The sequence below is a fragment of the Yinghuangia sp. YIM S10712 genome (assembly GCF_051388935.1).
In the GTDB taxonomy this organism is placed as follows: Bacteria; Actinomycetota; Actinomycetes; order Streptomycetales; family Streptomycetaceae; genus Yinghuangia.
On the sequence record NZ_JBPKBI010000018.1, the window covers coordinates 6293 to 22755 of the forward strand.

Sequence of the window (16463 nt, forward strand, 5' to 3'; positions counted from 1 at the left end):
GTGCCGACCGGCGGGCGGGCCGCCGGTCGGCACCCGCCGGCTAGTAGCGGTAGTGGTCCGACTTGTACGGGCCCTCGACCGGCACGCCGATGTAAGCCGCCTGCTCCTCCGTGAGCTCGGTCAGCTTGACCCCGAGCGCGTCCAGGTGCAGCCGCGCGACCTTCTCGTCCAGGTGCTTGGGCAGCACGTATACGCCGACCGGGTATTCGGACGTCTTCGTGAACAGTTCGATCTGCGCGATCGTCTGGTTCGTGAAGCTGTTCGACATCACGAAGCTCGGGTGGCCCGTGGCGTTGCCGAGGTTGAGCAGGCGGCCCTCGGACAGCACGATGAGCACCTTGCCGTCGGGGAAGGTCCAGGTGTGGACCTGCGGCTTGACCTCGTCCTTGACGATGCCGGGGATCCTCGCGAGCCCGGCCATGTCGATCTCGTTGTCGAAGTGGCCGATGTTGCCCACGATCGCCTGGTGCTTCATCCGCGCCATGTGCGACGCCATGATGATGTCCTTGTTGCCGGTCGTGGTGATGAAGATGTCGGCGGTCTCGACGACGTCTTCGAGCGTCGTGACCTGGTAGCCGTCCATCGCGGCCTGGAGTGCGCAGATCGGGTCGATCTCGGTGACGATGACGCGCGCGCCCTGGCCGCGCAGCGACTCCGCGCAGCCCTTGCCGACGTCGCCGTAGCCGCACACGACGGCGACCTTGCCTCCGATGAGGACGTCGGTGGCGCGGTTGATGCCGTCGATCAGGGAGTGGCGGCAGCCGTACTTGTTGTCGAACTTCGACTTGGTGACCGAGTCGTTGACGTTGATGGCCGGGAAGAGCAGCGTTCCGTCCCGGAACATCTCGTACAGGCGGTGCACGCCGGTGGTGGTCTCCTCGGTGACGCCCTTGATGTGCGGGGCCATCGCGGTCCACTTGTTGGGGTTCTCGGCGAGGTTGCGGCGCAGCAGGCCGAGGATGACCGCGTACTCCTCCGAGTCGTCCGGTCCGACCTCGGGTACAGCCCCGGCCTTCTCGAACTCGACGCCCTTGTGCACGAGCAGGGTGGCATCGCCGCCGTCGTCGAGGATCATGTTGGGGCCCTCGTGGCCCGGCCAGTTGAGCGCCTGCTCGGTGCACCACCAGTACTCTTCGAGCGTTTCGCCCTTCCAGGCGAACACCGGGACGCCCTGGGGGTCGTCGACGGTGCCGTTCGGGCCGACCGCGATCGCGGCAGCGGCGTGGTCCTGGGTCGAGAAGATGTTGCAGGAGACCCATCGGACGTCGGCGCCGAGGGCGACGAGGGTCTCGATGAGCACGGCGGTCTGCACGGTCATGTGCAGCGAGCCCATGATGCGGGCGCCGGCCAGCGGCTGGGCCTCGGCGTACTCCTTGCGGATGGCCATGAGGCCCGGCATCTCGTGTTCGGCGAGCTGGATTTCCTTGCGGCCGAACGGAGCGAGCGAGAGATCGGCGACCTTGAAGTCGGTGAATGCCATGTGGCGGGTCCTCCGCGGTGCGTTGCTGTCGAAGGTCAGAAGTGATGTGGTTCCGGGACGCGACGGATACGGGCACGCGAAAACGCACACCACTCTCCGGCGCGGTCCAGTCGGAAGCCCTCTGCCCTCATACCGCCCGCAGGATCCGTTACTCGTCCCCGACGCGGTGCTGACTGCCGTCCGCAGCGACTGTGTTCCGCCTTGCCGCACACGACGTTAGCACTGTTCCGGGGACGGTCAGGAGGTCGCTTTCGGCCCGGTGGCCTGCCCGGCTTCGGGGGTCTGCGCGGGTTCGCGGTAGATGTCCGGCTCCAGGTAGATGACCCGGGCGATCGGCACCGCAGCGCGTACACGGCCTTCCGCGTTGTCGATCGCGTCGGCCACCTCGGCGGCCGTGTCCCGCGCGTTGACCGCGATCTTCGCGGCGACCAGCAGCTCTTCGGGTCCGAGGTGGAGCGTGCGCATGTGGATGATGCGCTCGACTTCTTCGCCGTCGACCATGGCCGCCTCGATGGCCCGGACGGTGTCGAGGTCCGCGGCCTCGCCGAGGAGCAGGCTGCGGGTCTCCAGCGCGAGGACGATCGCGATGGCGACGAGCAGGATGCCGATGCACAGAGTGCCGATGCCGTCCCACACGGGTTCGTCGGTGATGACGGTCAGACCGACGCCGAAGAGCGCGAGGAAGAGGCCCACCAGGGCACCGAGGTCTTCCAGCAGCACGATGGGCAGTTCGGGGGACTTGGCCCGGCGGACGAACTGCGGCCAGGACAGCCGGCCCCGCACGGCGTTGGACTCGTGGATCGCGGTGCGGAAGGAGAAGGTCTCCAGGATGATCGCGAAGACGAGTACGCCGACCGCCCAGTACCAGCTCTTGAGCTCGTGCGGGTGGGCGATCTTCTCGTAGCCCTCGTAGATCGCGAACATGCCGCCGATGGAGAACAGCACGATCGAGACGAGGAAGCCGTAGATGTAGCGTTCGCGGCCGTAGCCGAAGGGGTGCAGCGGGGTCGCCTCGCGCTGCGCGCGTTTGCCGCCGACGAGCAGCAGGACCTGGTTGCCGGAGTCGGCGAGGGAGTGGACGCCCTCGGCGAGCATCGACGACGAGCGTGTGAACGCGAAGGCCACAAACTTGGCGACCGCGATGCCGAGGTTGGCGAACAACGCCGCGACAACCGCCTTGGTACCGCCACCCGCACTCATGCTTTACCGCCTCATCAAGCGAGATCTCTCGATCAATCGTCCGGACCGGGCATCGCGGCGGTCATTGTGTCACCGGCACGGCACCGGGGGGTGAAGTTCCCGACGACCATGTCGATCCGTCCCGGGATCAACCCTGTCCGGGCACGGTGGCGCGAAACACGGTCGCGGTGCCGCCGAGGGTCAGCGGCGGGTCCTCGGCCGGGATGTAGACGGACTGCCCGCGCAGCAGGTCGAGTTCGTCCCCGCGCCCGTCCGACAGGACGGCGGCGCCGTCGGTGCACAGCAGGATCTGCGGCGCTTCCGCGTCGACGATGCGGGCGGGACCGCCGTCGAGTTCGAAACGCGACAGCCGAAAGTCCGGCACGGGGGTGGGGTAGACCTGTTCGCCGCGGTCGCCTTCGACGGGGTCGAGCACGTCGACCGGCCCGGCCCGGAACTCCAGGACGCGCAGCAGCTCGGCGATGTCGATGTGCTTGTCGGTGAGTCCGCAGCGCAGGACGTTGTCGGAGTTGGCGAGGATTTCGACGAAGACGCCGCGCAGGTACGAGTGCGGCAATCCGGCGGCGAAATACACCGCCTGACCGCGCGTCAGGCGTACGTGGTTGAGCAGCAGCGCCGCGACCACCCCCGGGTCGGCCGGGTGCCGCCGGGCCAGGTCCGCGACCGCCAGGCAGGCCGCGGCGAACGGCGACGCGGCCTCCGCGACCCGCAGGCACGCGGCGGCGACCTCGCCGACCACGATCGCGCGCCGGTTGTCGGGCAGCGTGAGCGCGTGTGTCATGGCGACGCGCAGGCCCTCGGCCTCGGACTCCTTGCGCAGCGCGTCGATGCACGGTTGCAGTTCGGGGACCGCGAGCAGATCGAGCAGCTCGACCGTTTCGCCGACCTCGCGGAACCCACACAGGGCTTCCAAGTCACCGAGCGCACAAGCGAGTTCGGGTTTGTGGCTGGCGTCGCAGTAGTTGCGGAACCGCGCACCGAGCGGCACGCCCCGGGCCTCTTCGTCCGCGAAGCCGGCGGCGGCCTGCGCCGGATTGGGGTGCACTTGGAGCGACAGGGGCTGTTCGGCGGCGAGCACCTTGAGCAGGAACGGCAGGCGCGGCCCGAAACGGGCCGCGGTTCCGGCGCCGAGCTCGCGCTCGGGCGCCTCGGCGATGACGTCGGCCAGGGAGCGCGGCCCGTCACCGCGGTCGATCCGGGAGGGATCGCCCGGGTGCGCCCCCATCCACAGCTCGGCCTGCGGTTCGCCGGTCGGCGGTACGCCGAGCAGTGCGGGAATCGCGGTCGTCGACCCCCACGTGGAGACGCGGACCCGGTTGACGAGGCGGTCCATCGCTAGCCGCCCCCGTCTTCGCGGCCGGCGTCCGGGTCGGACGCGCTGAGCGCGTCGAAGCTGTCGAAGGTGCCGACGGATCCGGTGTCGTGCCCCGTGGTGACGGCGAGGTAGACGGCCGCGAAGTCACCGAGCGCCACGACCTCGCCGAACCGGGCGAGCGGGTCGGGCCCCTCGGCGGTGATCTCGTTGAAGGGAAGTGAGAGGTCGAGGGCGAGGCGGCGTACCAGGTCGACCTGCCGGCGCGCGCCCGGAGCGTCGTCGTCCACCAACAAAACGGGGTGCAGGCGCATCGGCTCGGTGTCTTCGACGCGGTCGCGGAAGAAATCGTCCGAATCGCCGGAGGCTCGGCCGAGCGCCCCGTCGAACAGGTTTCCGGAGTCGACCGCCGCGTCCGGCAGCGTCCCGTGCAGCGCGGGCAGGCCCGCGACGGACGTCAGCGCGGCGGCGAAGCGGGCCGCCGCGACGCCCATGACGGGCCCGGTGCCCCAGATGATCGGCACCGCGCCGGACAAGTCGAGGGCGAGGGCTTTCGCGGGGTTCAGATACGTCTCGGCCGCCGGCCGGCAACGGATCCCCACCGCGTCGAGCCGGTCGGCGAGCGCGTCGAACGAGTCACCGGGGCCGTAAGCGCCGACCCCGTACGACCCGGCGAGCGCCAGCAGGCCGCCGAGCAGCGGCCAGAACGCGTCGCGGGCGACCACGCGGTCGGGCGCGCCCGCCGCCGGCGCCGACGTGTGCAGGCGCAGGCCGCGCACCTGTTCGGCCGCCGCGTCGAGCGAAGACCCCTCGGGAGCGACGACCGCGACGCCGCAGCCGCGCCGGTACGCCTGCCGGACCAGCGCGAGAAGCGCCTGCTCGTCGCCCTTGGGCCCGGCGAGGACGAGCAGGTCGAGCGGTCCGATCCAGCCGGGCAGTATGTCGCCGGAGACCTCGACGACCGGCACGGCCGCCGCGGGCGCGGTGAGCGCGGCGAGGGAGCGGACGACCGGGCCGCAGTGCGGGGCGACCGCGACGGCGATCGTGCGCGGCCGGTCGCCGTGGGCCGCGGTCCGCAGCCCGGCCTCGGCGACCGCCCACGAGGCGCGGCGCACCTGCGCACCGGCGCCCGCCAGTGTCAGAAGGCACCGGCCGGTGTCGGCGCGGCCGAGTCCCTCGGCGTCGTCGAGCAGTTCCTCGTCGACGGGGATCATGCCGGGGCACTCCCGGCGTCGCCGTGCCCGAGGTCGCGGGCGTCGGGGCGCCGTGCCTCGTCCGCCAGCAGGACGGGGATGTCGTCGCGGACCGGGTAGGCCAGGCCGCAGGTGTCCGAAACGCACACAAGCTCACCCGCGTCGGCGTCGGCGCGCAACGGGGCGTGGCACACCGGGCACGCGAAGACCGCCAGGAGCGGGTTGTCGAGCTTCAAGGCTTCTCCACAGGGGACGGCGGGGTGGGACGGGTGTGACGAGCGGGACGGCCGGGGCCCTGGGGCGGCCGGCCGACGTCACACCCTACTGACGGATCCATGAGACCACTTTCGAGGGCGCCGCGGGCCTCAGCCGACGACGGAGATCGACTCCCTCGGGGCGGCCCGCTCCCCACCCCCGAAGGGGCGGGTCCTCGGGCAGCCGTGGTCCTCCCCCTGTTCCCGGCCGGCTCGACGCGGCTGCTCGTCGCTGTGGTCCCTCAGCCCCTGATCAGCGCCAGCACCGCGTCGCGGAGCGCCTCCATGGTGGCGGTGTCCTTGGCCTCGACGTTCAGGCGGAGCAGCGGTTCGGTGTTGGACGGGCGGAGGTTGAACCACCAGTCGTCGCCGCCGATGGTCATGCCGTCCATGTCGTCGACGACGATGCCCGGCTTGCCGGCGTACGCCGCGCGGACCTTCTCGGTCGCGGCGGCCTGGTCGGCGACCTGGCTGTTGATCTCGCCGGAGGCGACGTACCGCTCGTAGTCGCGGACCAGCAGCGACAGCGGGCCGTCCTGGCCGCCGAGTGCGGCGAGCACGTGCATCGCGGCGAGCATGCCGGTGTCCGCGCGCCAGAAGTCGCGGAAGTAGTAGTGCGCCGAGTGCTCGCCGCCGAAAACGGCGTCGGTGACGGCCATCTCCTGCTTGATGAAGGAGTGGCCCACGCGCGTGCACACGGGCGTGCCGCCGTGTTCGCGGACGATCTCGGGGACTGCGGACGACGTGATCAGGTTGTGGATGATCGTCGCGCCCGGGTGCTTCTCCAGCTCGCGGACCGCGACCAGCGCGGTGATCGCGGACGGCGACACCGGGTCGCCGTTCTCGTCCACCACGAAGCAGCGGTCGGCGTCGCCGTCGAAGGCGAGGCCGATGTCGGCGCCGGTCTCGCGCACCTTGGCCTGGAGGTCGACGATGTTCTTCGGGTCGAGCGGGTTGGCCTCGTGGTTGGGGAAGGTGCCGTCGAGCTCGAAGTACATGGGGATGACGTCGAGCGGCAGGCCGTCCAGGACCGCGGGGACGGTGTGGCCGCCCATGCCGTTGCCGGCGTCGACCACGACCTTGAGCGGCCGGATCGCGGTGAGGTCGACCAGCGAGCGCAGATATTCGGCGTACCCGGGCAGGACATCCTGCTCGGTGATGGTGCCGGGCTTGCCGTCGCGGTCGGGCAGGCCCTTCTCGGCGAGTTCGCGGATCGCCGAGAGACCGGTGTCCTGGCCGATGGGCGAGGCTCCGGCACGGCACATCTTGATGCCGTTGTACTGCGCGGGGTTGTGGCTCGCGGTGAACATCGCGCCGGGCAGGTCGAGGCTGCCGCTGGCGTAGTACAGCTCGTCGGTGGAGGCGAGCCCGATCTCGGTGACGTCGGCGCCCCGGCTCGCGGCGCCTTCGGCGAAGGCCCGGGAGAGACCGGGCGAGCTCGGGCGCATGTCGCGGCCGACGACGATCGCGTCGGCTCCGGTGACCTCGACGAACGCGGCGCCGAGAGCGCGGGCGGTGTCCGCGTCCCACTGGTCGGGGACCACGCCCCGGATGTCGTAGGCCTTGACGATCTGGGAGAGGTCGCGCACCGGGGCTCCGCTTCGTTGTCCGCTTGTCCGCTGGCCGGGCCCCTTGCGGGGCCAGGGCATGTCTCGTGGATCGCTCCGGGCCCGCGCCTTGCGCTCACACGCACCGCACCGCGCGGGCTGGTCCGAAGGGGTCCACCAGACACGCCCTGGGCAAACCCTATCGTCGGACGGCCTCCGGTCGTGGCTGACCGGGTGTCGGGTGACGGCGCGCCGGAGGCCCGATGCGACCGAAAAGTGCCCTCCGATTTCTCGTCGGGGATTCCGGTTCGGGGAACCGTCGCGACGTGGTCAGGAATCGGGCGATCTGAGGACCCGCAGGTGCCCGCGGCGGCCGACGTCGGACGGCGCGGCGCGGTCCATCGATTCGGGGGCGGGTTGCCGGGGCTGCCGCGGCGGGCGCGCGGCTTCGCGCACCGCGTTGGCGAGCGCTTCCAGATCGTCGCTGCTGGGCTTGCCCGCGGCCGGGTCGGGGGCGAGTCGCACGACGTCCCAGCCTCGCGGGGCGGTCAGTCGTTCGGAATGCTCCGCGCACAGGTCGTAGCAGTGGGGTTCGGCGTACGTCGCAAGGGGGCCGAGCACCGCCGTGGAGTCCGCGTAGACGTACGTCAGCGTCGCGACCGCAGGGCGACCGCATGCAGTCCGCGAACAGCGACGTACAGGGCTCACGGGGATGGACGGTACCGCAACACGGGCAGCCACGGGTCACTTACGCCCCACGTGGCGGGCACGTGTCGCCGCCCAACGTGCATTTTCGGCCTCTCACCTGCCGGTTTGGCCGCTTCCCGACGCTCGGCGGCGGGGCTCGGTGGGCCTGCCCGGGCAGCCCCTATGCTCGGTTGCGTGCACAGTGAGCACTCCGCGGGTCCGTCCCGCAACGATCGCCCCCCGCGGCGGCGACGGCGCGACCGGCACGGCCGGGGCATGCGCGGTCCGTTGGCCCCGCGCCCTGTTCCGATCGCGTTGACGCGGGCGGAGAAGTTCGACGACCTCGCGTCCGATTCGGTCGAGCGCCTCACCAAGCGCTGGCCGGAGCTGGAGCGGGTGCGCTTCGCGGTGTTGGACGTGCCCGAGGCGGAGACGGAGCTGCTTGCCGACGAGCCGGTGGCGCTGGGCCGGATGGTGCCGGCGACCGCCACCGACGCGGCCATGATCATCTTGTACCGGCGTCCTCTGGAGCTGCGTGCGGAGAGCCGCAGCGAGTTGGAGATGCTGGTTCACGACATCCTCGTGGAGCAGGTCGCCGACCTGCTGGGCCTGGACCCGGAGACGGTCGACCCCGACGACTGACCGCCGACGGTCACTGCTTCTTCGTCGGCACCATGATCGCGATGTCACCGTGCACGCTCGGCAGAGCGACCGTCTCATGGGCAGCGGTCATCCCCTGGACCGTGAACATCGGAATCTTGTCGACCTGTTCGGCGAGCATGCGGGCGGCGTGGACCGGTGCGGAGCCGGGCAGCGGCTCCACGACCAGCGCGAACTTGGCGGCATTGGCGGGGACCGGAACCGGCACCGCGACGGTGGTGCCGCCCGGTACCTCGACCTCGGCGGTCGCGGGGGTCGTGCCGTCGGTCGTGGTGAGCCGTACGCGCCCGGTTTCCCGAGGGGCCGTCAGATACACGACGGAGGCCTGAGTGCCGCCGGCCCGGTTGTCGGCCAGGACGGCGCGGCCGGTGAGCTCCGGGGTGGGGGCGAGGTACGCGACCTCGGTCGCGTCGCCGGTGCCGCGCGTCACGCGGACGCCGGCCAGGATGTCGGCGCGTTCGGCGGTGAGCTTGATCGCGGACGCCTCGCCCTTGGTGATCCCGCCGAGGTCCACTTCGGCGACCCGGCCGCGCTTGACGGTCACGGATTCCATCCCCGCGGGCTTGAACGTGCTTGCCTTGCCTGCCACCTCGATGCCGACCTCGGTGTCGGTGTCACTCGCGCCGAACACCACGAGGCGGACGTTCGAGGCGTCCTCCGGGATCCCGGGGACGACGAACGTCCGGCCCGGTCGGCCCGCCTGCGGCAGCCAGTCGGTGCCCGCGGTGCCCTGCTGGTCGCGGACGGCGGCGGCGATGCGTCCCGAACGGGCCAGCACGTGCACGGCGGCCACCCCAAGGTCGGGCTTGAGGGTTTTGAGCCGGATGTTCTGCGACTCGCCGGGGGCGAACGTCAGGCTCTGCACACCTTCGGTCACTACTTCCCCGTCGGGGCCGTACAGCTCGACGTCGATCTGCGCGGCGACATCAGTGCTGTTGGTCAGGTACAGGTACGCCTCGCGGTCCTGGGCGGTCGAGGTCCCGACGAACCAATGGTCGGTGGCGGGTTCCCGGCAGACCGCACCGGACAGGCCGCGGCCCGCGCCGATGGTGACCTTCGAGGTGGACTGGGCCGTGAAACCGGGCGCGAAGGCGTCGGTCGCCTCCCAGGCGAGGGCGGGGACCTCGGGCTCGGTGACGTCGGCGCCGCCGAGGCGGCCGGGTGCCTCGACCGAGCCGCGGGTCTTCGCGGCATCGGCGACCTCGGTCAGCACGGCCTTTCCGCCGGTGGCGCCCGCGGTGCCCGACGGGGTGAACGCGGTGTACGCGGTCGCGGTGCCGCCCTGGCCGCCGCGGATCTGCGGACAGACCGCCTCGGCGCGCTGGATCGGCACCTGCCCGGGCGGCGCCGATTCGGTGGCCTGGCTCGACGACGGGCGCGTCCAGGTGGCGGCGCCGACGATGAGCGCGAGCACGGCAACCGCGACGACGAGGGACAAGGTCGTGCGCTTCACCGGTTGCCTCCGGGTCGGGGCGGCTGCTGCGGGGGCCAGGAGTCGTCGGGGCCGGGCGGGCGGCCCTGCGCCGCGGGGTCGGTGCCGTCTTCCGTGAAGGGGTGGACGGGGTTGCCGTTCTGGTCGTACACCCCGGTGCCTTGTGCGGGAGTGGGATATCCGGGCGTCTGGTAGCCGGAACCGCCGTACGCGCCTTGGTCGTAGCCGGCGTCGCCGTAGTCGGGCGTGCCGTAGCCCTCCGGGTACGGCGTTCCGGGGTAGGCGCCCTGCGCGTCGTAGCCGCTCGGTGCGTACGCCGCTTCGCCGTACGCGCCCATGGGCTGTTCGCCGCCCTGCGGGGGATCGTCGTAGTCGGTGCGCAACGCGCCTTCGCGCGGCTGGTATCCGCGCACGTACTGGCCGAGGTCGTCCCAATCGTCCGGCTGCGCGGCCGAGTTCGTGTCGGCGGCGGGCTGCGCGGGCACGAACAGCGAGCCGGTGTCCGACACCGAGGGCTCGGTCTGCGCCCCGTTCGCGGCCTCGGCGGCCTGCACACGGCGTGCGCGCCGGCTGCCGGGCACGATGGGCGCGGCCGAGGCGCTGCCCGGGGCACCGGCAGTCTCCGGCAGGTCGTCGTCGTTGCCGCGCCGCCGGGCGGGCAGGGCCAGGACGACCACGACGAGCAGGGCGACGCCCTCGACGGCCAGCCACATGCCGCGGCTGCCGCCCTCGTACGTGATCTTCAGGTGGCCGCCGTCCGCCGGCAGCGTGAAGGCTTGGCCCCACCCCTCGACCGTACGGCGGGGCAGCGGCTGTCCGTCGAGCGTGACCTTCCACCCGGAGTCGCGGGGCTCCGCGAGCCGCAGCACGCGTTCGCCCGCTCCGGGATCGATGCGCGCGGAGACGTCGTCGGTGCCCGAGGCGACCGGGACGATCTTGCCCTCGGACTCGATGGTGACGCGGGCGTTCACGCCCTCCACCTGCCACAGCATGGTGCCGTTCTCGGCGGACTTGCGCAGGAGGCCCGGGGTGCCGTCGAGCCGGGTCGCCAGCGCGGCGTCGGCCGGCGGTTGCAGCAGGATGTAGCGGATCGCGAAGGCGGACAGCCCGTTGGTGTCGGCGCTGCCGGTGCCGGACAGGAAGGCCGCGACGTAGTCTTCGAGGCCCTTGTTGTCCGCGGCGTCCGGGGCGGTGTCGGCGTCGCCGAGGTACACCCCGCTGCCGCGCACGAGCGTCGTGGTGACCGCGCCTGTCGGGTCCGTTCGCAGCACGAGCGTGCGCGCCCGGTCGGGGCTGGAGTTGTCGGACGCGATGAAGGCCGGGAGGTACGGGCCGCCTTGGCGGTCGAGCGGACCGGACGCGCCCTGCCAGAGCCACGCGCCGGCCGCGGCGACGGGGGCGAGCCCGGCGATCACGGCGACGACGAGAGAGGCGGGCTGCCGCCAGCCGAAGCTGCTTGCGGCCACCCGGGCGCGGGCGTCCTCGGCACCGACCATGGCGGCGGCGACGTAGCCGAGCCCGACGGCGATGGTGGCCACCCCGGGCCAGGCGGGGACGGCGTCCGTGCCGACCGCGGGTGTGACTTCGAGGCGGCTGACGACGACCGCGACGAGCAGGCCGACCACGGCGACCGCCCATGCGGTGAGCACGGCGCGGCGGCGGGAGTCGCGCAACAGCGCGGCGAGTGCCGCGAGCAGGACGCCCGCACCGACGACGGCGGGGATGGTGCCGGGGCCGCCCGGGTCGAGGAGCATGAGGCCGACGGGGTTGGTGCCGCGTTCGGCAAGACCGTCGGTCGCCAGGCCCGGTTCGAGGAACAGCCGGTCGCCGTGCAGGAGTTCCGGGGTCCACGGCATGAGCAGCACGAGCGGCACGGCCAGCGCTACACCGACGCGCAGGACAAGGCGCGCGCCGAGGTCTCCGGCGAAGTGCGCGGCGGGAATCGCGGCGACCCCGAGCACGGCCGCGATGACCCAGGTGAGGGGGACGAAAGCAGTGGCCATGGCGAGGACGAGTCCGGTGGCCCACGCGGCGCGCCACGACGCGGCCAGTCCGCCGAGCCCGACGGCCTGCACGGCACAGCGGGCGAGGATCGGCGCCAGCACGAGGACCGCGGCGGTACCGATGCGTCCTTGGGCGATGGCGCCGGTCGCGACGGGCATCAGCGCGTAGACGGCCGAGCCCCACGCGCGGACGGCGGTGTTGGGCACGAGTTTGCGCGCGCACAGGTAAGCGGTGACGCCGGCCAGCGGCACGCTGCCGATGAGCAGCACGCTGACGGCGGTGGACGCGCTGCCGAAGAGCACGGTGCCCAGGGCCGCGACGAGGGCGAGGTAGGGGGGTGCGGTGGTGTCGCCGCCGAGGCCGACGCCGTGCCAGCTTTCGGTGAAACGCCCCCACAGGTCACCGGCCGAGTCGGGGGCGGGCAGCAGCGCGCCGCCCGTGAGGCGCCCGCCGAAGAGCAGGTCGCGGGCCGCGATCAGGGTGACGGCGAGGAGGAGCACGCTCACCGCGACGCCCGGCCGTTGCGCGATCGCGCGGAACCGGGCGAAGCTCTCGACCTGGAGGTCCTCGGCTTCCTCCGACGTGGGGCCGCTCTCCAGCACGCTGTTCCGGCTGCGTCGGCCGCCCTCCGGCTCGACGCGGCGGCTGAGGCTGCCGACGAGCTGGTCGAACGCCTGCCGCACGCTGGCGCCGCGCGGTGGGAACAGGTCGCGGAAGTCCGCGTCGTCGGTGACGCGCGTGCGCCCTCGGGCGCGGCGTCCGGAGATGACCCGGCCGGGACGCAGGAGTACGGAGAAGACACCGACGAACTCGTCGAGCGCCATGCGGGGCAGCTTGCCGACGAGATAGCCGAGCGCGCGGACCAGGGTGCCGAAGAACAGCCGCAGCCACACGAACGGCACGGTCTTGCCGGGAGCGTTGGCCAGCAGCGTGTAGACGGCGCCGGCCCGGTCGACGCGGTGCGGTCGGTCGGCGGCGCAGTCGATGGGACGCCGCTCGCGGGTGGCCGCTTCGGCGTGCTGCATGACGGCGTCCGGAACGACGACGACGCGGTGTCCGGCGGCGTTGACGCGCCAGCCGAAGTCGGTGTCGTCGCGGCTGAACGGCAGGTGCGGGTCGAAGCCGCCGAGGCTCTCCCAGACGTCGCGCCGCACCAGCATGCCGGGGCTGCCGACGGACAGGACGCCGCGCACGGCGTCGTGCTGGCCCTGGTCTTGTTCGCGGCGTTCGAGGCCGGTCCAGCGCCGGCCGCTGCGGGCGATGGTGGTGCCGACTTCGAGGAGTTGGCGGCGGTCGTACCAGCTCCGGATCTTGGGCCCGAGCACGGCGGCGGAGGGCAATTCGTCCGCGGCGCGCAGCAGCAGGTGCAGGGCGTCGGGAGCAGGCTCGCTGTCGTCGTGCAGGAGCCAGAACCACTCGACGAGTTCGGTGGAGCGCGGGCCGGTGGGGTAGCCGTCGTCGGAGCCGTAGGGGTCCGGCGGCGGGACGTAGCCGTCGATCGCGTACGGAAGGGACGCGGCGTCCGCGACCGGGACGGTGGCGACGGCATCGGCGACCGCCTCGCCGAAGGACGTGCGGCGGTCGGCGTGGATCACCGAGGCGGGCCCGATGGCGTCTTCGAGAAGCCGGGACGTGTTGTCGGTGCTGCCGGTGTCGACGGCCACGACCCGTTGCACGGGCCTTTCCTGGCCGAGGAGTCCGGCGAGCGTGCCGGGCAGCCATCGGGCGCCGTCGTGGGCGACGACGATCGCGGTGACGACATGTCTCGGGTACGCCGGCGCGTGCGCGTAGGCCGACTGTTGCGTGAAAAGTGGCATCAGGGCTAAGGACCCCGGGGGGCTCGGGAGCGACGGCGGAGATCATCCAGCACCCGGCTGGACGGCCCCACACTACGCGACCGCACGCGGGGCGCCCGGGCGGTCCGTGATGCCGGCCCGGGTTCGGCAGGTGGCCCGGGCCTCTCGGACGCCGCGTCGGCGGCGTATCCGATGGTGTGTCAGGTTGTCGGCGTTGCACGGTGTTTGGCACGGGAACCGGGAGTTCCGCGCCGGCGGACGTGCGAGGAGTCAGACGGCGCGCTTCTTCAGACGGCGGCGCTCACGCTCGGACAATCCTCCCCAGATGCCGAAGCGTTCGTCGTTGGCAAGGGCGTACTCAAGGCATTCGTCGCGGACTTCGCAGGAGAAGCAGACCTTCTTGGCTTCTCGGGTCGAACCGCCCTTTTCCGGAAAGAAGGACTCGGGGTCAGTCTGCGCGCACAGCGCGCGCTCCTGCCAGCTCAGCTCCTCCTCTCCTTCGATGACGCCGCCCACACCGTCCTCGACCAGCAGCTCCAAGAGCTCGCCCATCGTCTGCCTCCTCGACCCGTTTTACATCCCCGTTATTTATCCGTGACCAGCAATGGTCACAGCATGTGTGAAATTACAAGCGCGTCATTACTGTCCCGTCAAGCCAAGCTCTGCTATTGGGACTTGGATTCACTCCCGGGGACCACACCACCCCGCGAGTTGGAAGGTATTCCAACAAACCAGGACATCTCAATCAACCTTGAGTACCCATATGGCGGTTGACTCTTGGCGTCGGTCGCAACAGCACCATCCGGTCCAACCCATCCGATGCCGACTCGTAATGGACCTACGCGCCGAACGCTCGCCGGGGTTCCCGACTCGGCGGGAAATTCCCTTCCGAATGACCGACGTCACAGACCACAAACATCGCGACGCACCCCGCCGAAGCGTCGTCCGGGAATCCCGTCGGGTCGGTCCGCGCCACTGTCGCGGGCCCGGGCCCGGCAGGCGCGCGGCCCGCACCCGGTATGACCGGGCACGTGACCGCGTAACAGCGAGCCGCGCCGCCAGGTTCGGGAGAGTCGCCGGGACCGGCGTACGGCCCCGGCAGGGGTTCTCGGACATGCCCTCGGCGACATGTCAGGAAATCACTCCCCTGATGCCCATGTTTCGAATCCTTCCTGCATTCTCGTCACCCGTTCCGGCGAAGGACGCCCGATCCCACACGTGCCCTCACTCGGCCGCCTCATGCGGAGTTGACAGACCACCCCAGTTGCGGGTGTCCTTTTCGGCATGCCAGCACACCGCATGCCGCTCCGGAGTCGCCCCGCCGACATCCGCAGGGTCGACGCTGCGCTGTGTTGTCGCTGTCACTGTCGCTGTCTGACGTGTTGTCAGGGCTGACGGGACCGAGGCCGGCTCCTTCTTCCGTCCCCGCCGAGCAGGCGGATCCGGACACGACCGGCACATGCCTCCGGTACGAAGCCGCGGTGATGTCCGCGGTGTGATGCGGACCGCGTCCTGCCCTGGGCCTCCCTCGGCGGCGCCGCCCGCGCCCGGCAGCCCTCCGTACGCAGTTCCGCGCAGCTCCCCCGGCTCTCACCCGGCTCTTCCGGGTTTCGTCCACCCCGCCCGACGGCTCACGTCGCGCCGCAGTTTTCGAGGACCTCCCGCGCATGTCCAGTGACATCACGGTCGCCGGCGACCCGCTCGCCGCACCCCCACGTCTGGCCGTCCCGCCCGCGCCCGTCACCACCCCGACGGTCGCCCGGCTGGCCGGTCTCGCCGCGAGGCACGCCGCCGAAGTCGCGGCCTCGCTCGACACCGTCCGGTACGACCCGGTGTCCCGGTGGTACCGGCTCCTGCACTCCGCCGACGACCACGAGGTCTGGCTGCTGAGCTGGCTCCCGGGGCAGGGCACCGGACTGCACGACCACGGCGGTTCGTCCGGCGTGTTCACCGTGGTCGCCGGGGAGCTCCACGAACGCTCGCTGGTCGTCACGCCGTTGCGGCGCGCCGGGGCCCGGGCACGGGTGCTCGGGCGCGGGGCCACGCGCGCCTTCGGTCCGAGCTACGTGCACGAGGTCACCAACATGGGCACCGAGCCGGCCGTCAGCGTGCACGTGTATGCGCCGCGTCTGACGGCGATGAACATGTACGACGCGGACCACGAGGCGCTGGGGCGGCCGGGAGACGGACCGTTGCCGCGCCTGGGAGTGGAGCGTTCCGGGGAGCACTGGTGAGCGGGGCGGAGCAGGCGGCCTGCGGCGGGGAGCCGGAGCGTCCGACGAGCGTGGACCGGTTGCTCGCGTCGGCACGTTCGCGCCTTGCCCGGGTCACACCGCAGGAGGCCTTCGCGGAGGCGGCCGCGGGAGCCGTGCTCGTGGACACCCGCAACGCGGGGCAGCGCGCGGCGGACGGCGTCATCCCGGGTGCCCTCATCGTCGAACGCAACCACCTCGAATGGCGGTTCGACCCCGAAGGCGACGCCCGGCTGCCCGAGGCGACCGGCTTCGACACGCGCGTGATCGTGTTGTGCGACGAGGGATATGCGTCGAGCCTCGCGGCGGCGTCGCTGCTCGACCTCGGACTGGACCGCGCGACGGACGTCATCGGCGGATTCCAGGCCTGGCGGGCCGCGGGGCTGCCGGTCGAGGACTGAGGCGCCGGACGGACAGTGTGCGCCTCGGGGCGGTTGGTCGGTGTGTCGTGAGCGTGCCGACCAACCGCGCCGAGGCGGGTGCCGGGACGGGTCGGTGCACGAGCCGGAAAAGCGCAGATCCTCGTGCGGGTGTTCGAGCGACGGGTCTCGCGGGCGCGGTCGTACGGCGGGATCCGGCCGCCTGCGCGCGCCTGTCCATGCCCGCCTGCCCTCGGCCGCGGACCGTGTTCGCACCCGGAAGGCTT

General features: G+C 71.9%; 13 protein-coding genes. 3 read left to right on the forward strand and 10 right to left on the reverse strand.

The genetic code is table 11. From position 1 onward, the window contains the following. Window positions 1-40: 40 nt before the first annotated feature. The 7 genes from ahcY to ACRX5W_RS27140 all read right to left on the reverse strand — a co-directional run bounded on the left by ahcY (window position 41) and on the right by ACRX5W_RS27140 (window position 7694). Window positions 41-1480 (reverse strand): adenosylhomocysteinase, encoded by a 1440-nt coding sequence (ahcY, locus tag ACRX5W_RS27110; RefSeq protein ID WP_436790957.1) that lies wholly within the window; start codon window positions 1478-1480, stop codon window positions 41-43. 237 nt (window positions 1481-1717) lie between these two features. Continuing rightward, window positions 1718-2680 (reverse strand): cation diffusion facilitator family transporter, encoded by a 963-nt coding sequence (locus ACRX5W_RS27115; RefSeq protein ID WP_436790958.1) that lies wholly within the window; start codon window positions 2678-2680, stop codon window positions 1718-1720. 127 nt (window positions 2681-2807) lie between these two features. After that, window positions 2808-4013: a mannose-6-phosphate isomerase, class I gene (gene manA / locus ACRX5W_RS27120; RefSeq protein ID WP_436790959.1), complete on the reverse strand. Its 1206-nt coding sequence runs from the start codon at window positions 4011-4013 to the stop codon at window positions 2808-2810. Window positions 4014-4015: 2 nt separating this feature from the next. Beyond that, window positions 4016-5206, reverse strand: coding sequence for an SIS domain-containing protein (locus tag ACRX5W_RS27125; RefSeq protein WP_436790960.1), 1191 nt, complete (start codon window positions 5204-5206; stop codon window positions 4016-4018). Beyond that, a complete protein-coding gene (locus tag ACRX5W_RS27130; RefSeq protein WP_436790961.1) occupies window positions 5203-5421 on the reverse strand; it encodes a Trm112 family protein in 219 nt (72 codons plus the stop codon). The genes ACRX5W_RS27125 and ACRX5W_RS27130 overlap by 4 nt, the downstream gene beginning before the upstream one ends. Before the next feature lie 260 nt (window positions 5422-5681). Next, window positions 5682-7028, reverse strand: coding sequence for a phosphomannomutase/phosphoglucomutase (locus ACRX5W_RS27135; RefSeq protein WP_436790962.1), 1347 nt, complete (start codon window positions 7026-7028; stop codon window positions 5682-5684). A 288-nt stretch (window positions 7029-7316) separates the two neighbouring features. Further along, window positions 7317-7694, reverse strand: coding sequence for a DUF3499 domain-containing protein (locus tag ACRX5W_RS27140; RefSeq protein ID WP_436790963.1), 378 nt, complete (start codon window positions 7692-7694; stop codon window positions 7317-7319). A gap of 255 nt (window positions 7695-7949) precedes the next feature. On the opposite strand from ACRX5W_RS27140, the gene ACRX5W_RS27145 reads away from it, so the two are divergent. Beyond that, window positions 7950-8315: a metallopeptidase family protein gene (locus tag ACRX5W_RS27145; protein ID WP_436790964.1), complete on the forward strand. Its 366-nt coding sequence runs from the start codon at window positions 7950-7952 to the stop codon at window positions 8313-8315. Between the two features lie 10 nt (window positions 8316-8325). Here ACRX5W_RS27145 and ACRX5W_RS27150 read toward each other — a convergent pair whose 3' ends face one another. The 3 genes from ACRX5W_RS27150 to ACRX5W_RS27160 form a co-directional block, all read right to left on the reverse strand. Continuing rightward, the gene (locus ACRX5W_RS27150) at window positions 8326-9786 is read right to left on the reverse strand and encodes a DUF5719 family protein (RefSeq protein WP_436790965.1); all 1461 of its coding nucleotides are present in this window, start codon (window positions 9784-9786) and stop codon (window positions 8326-8328) included. After that, window positions 9783-13586, reverse strand: a complete 3804-nt coding sequence (locus ACRX5W_RS27155; RefSeq protein ID WP_436790966.1) for a glycosyltransferase — start codon at window positions 13584-13586, stop codon at window positions 9783-9785. Before ACRX5W_RS27155 ends, ACRX5W_RS27150 begins: the two co-directional genes overlap by 4 nt. Before the next feature lie 249 nt (window positions 13587-13835). Further along, complete coding sequence (locus tag ACRX5W_RS27160) at window positions 13836-14117, reverse strand: WhiB family transcriptional regulator (RefSeq protein ID WP_436790967.1); 282 nt, start codon at window positions 14115-14117, stop codon at window positions 13836-13838. A gap of 1115 nt (window positions 14118-15232) precedes the next feature. On the opposite strand from ACRX5W_RS27160, the gene ACRX5W_RS27165 reads away from it, so the two are divergent. Both ACRX5W_RS27165 and ACRX5W_RS27170 read left to right on the forward strand, forming a co-directional pair. Beyond that, window positions 15233-15799 (forward strand): cysteine dioxygenase, encoded by a 567-nt coding sequence (locus ACRX5W_RS27165; protein ID WP_436790968.1) that lies wholly within the window; start codon window positions 15233-15235, stop codon window positions 15797-15799. Further along, the gene (locus ACRX5W_RS27170) at window positions 15796-16218 is read left to right on the forward strand and encodes a rhodanese-like domain-containing protein (RefSeq protein ID WP_436790969.1); all 423 of its coding nucleotides are present in this window, start codon (window positions 15796-15798) and stop codon (window positions 16216-16218) included. The genes ACRX5W_RS27165 and ACRX5W_RS27170 overlap by 4 nt, the downstream gene beginning before the upstream one ends. The last annotated feature ends 245 nt before the right edge of the window (window positions 16219-16463 follow it).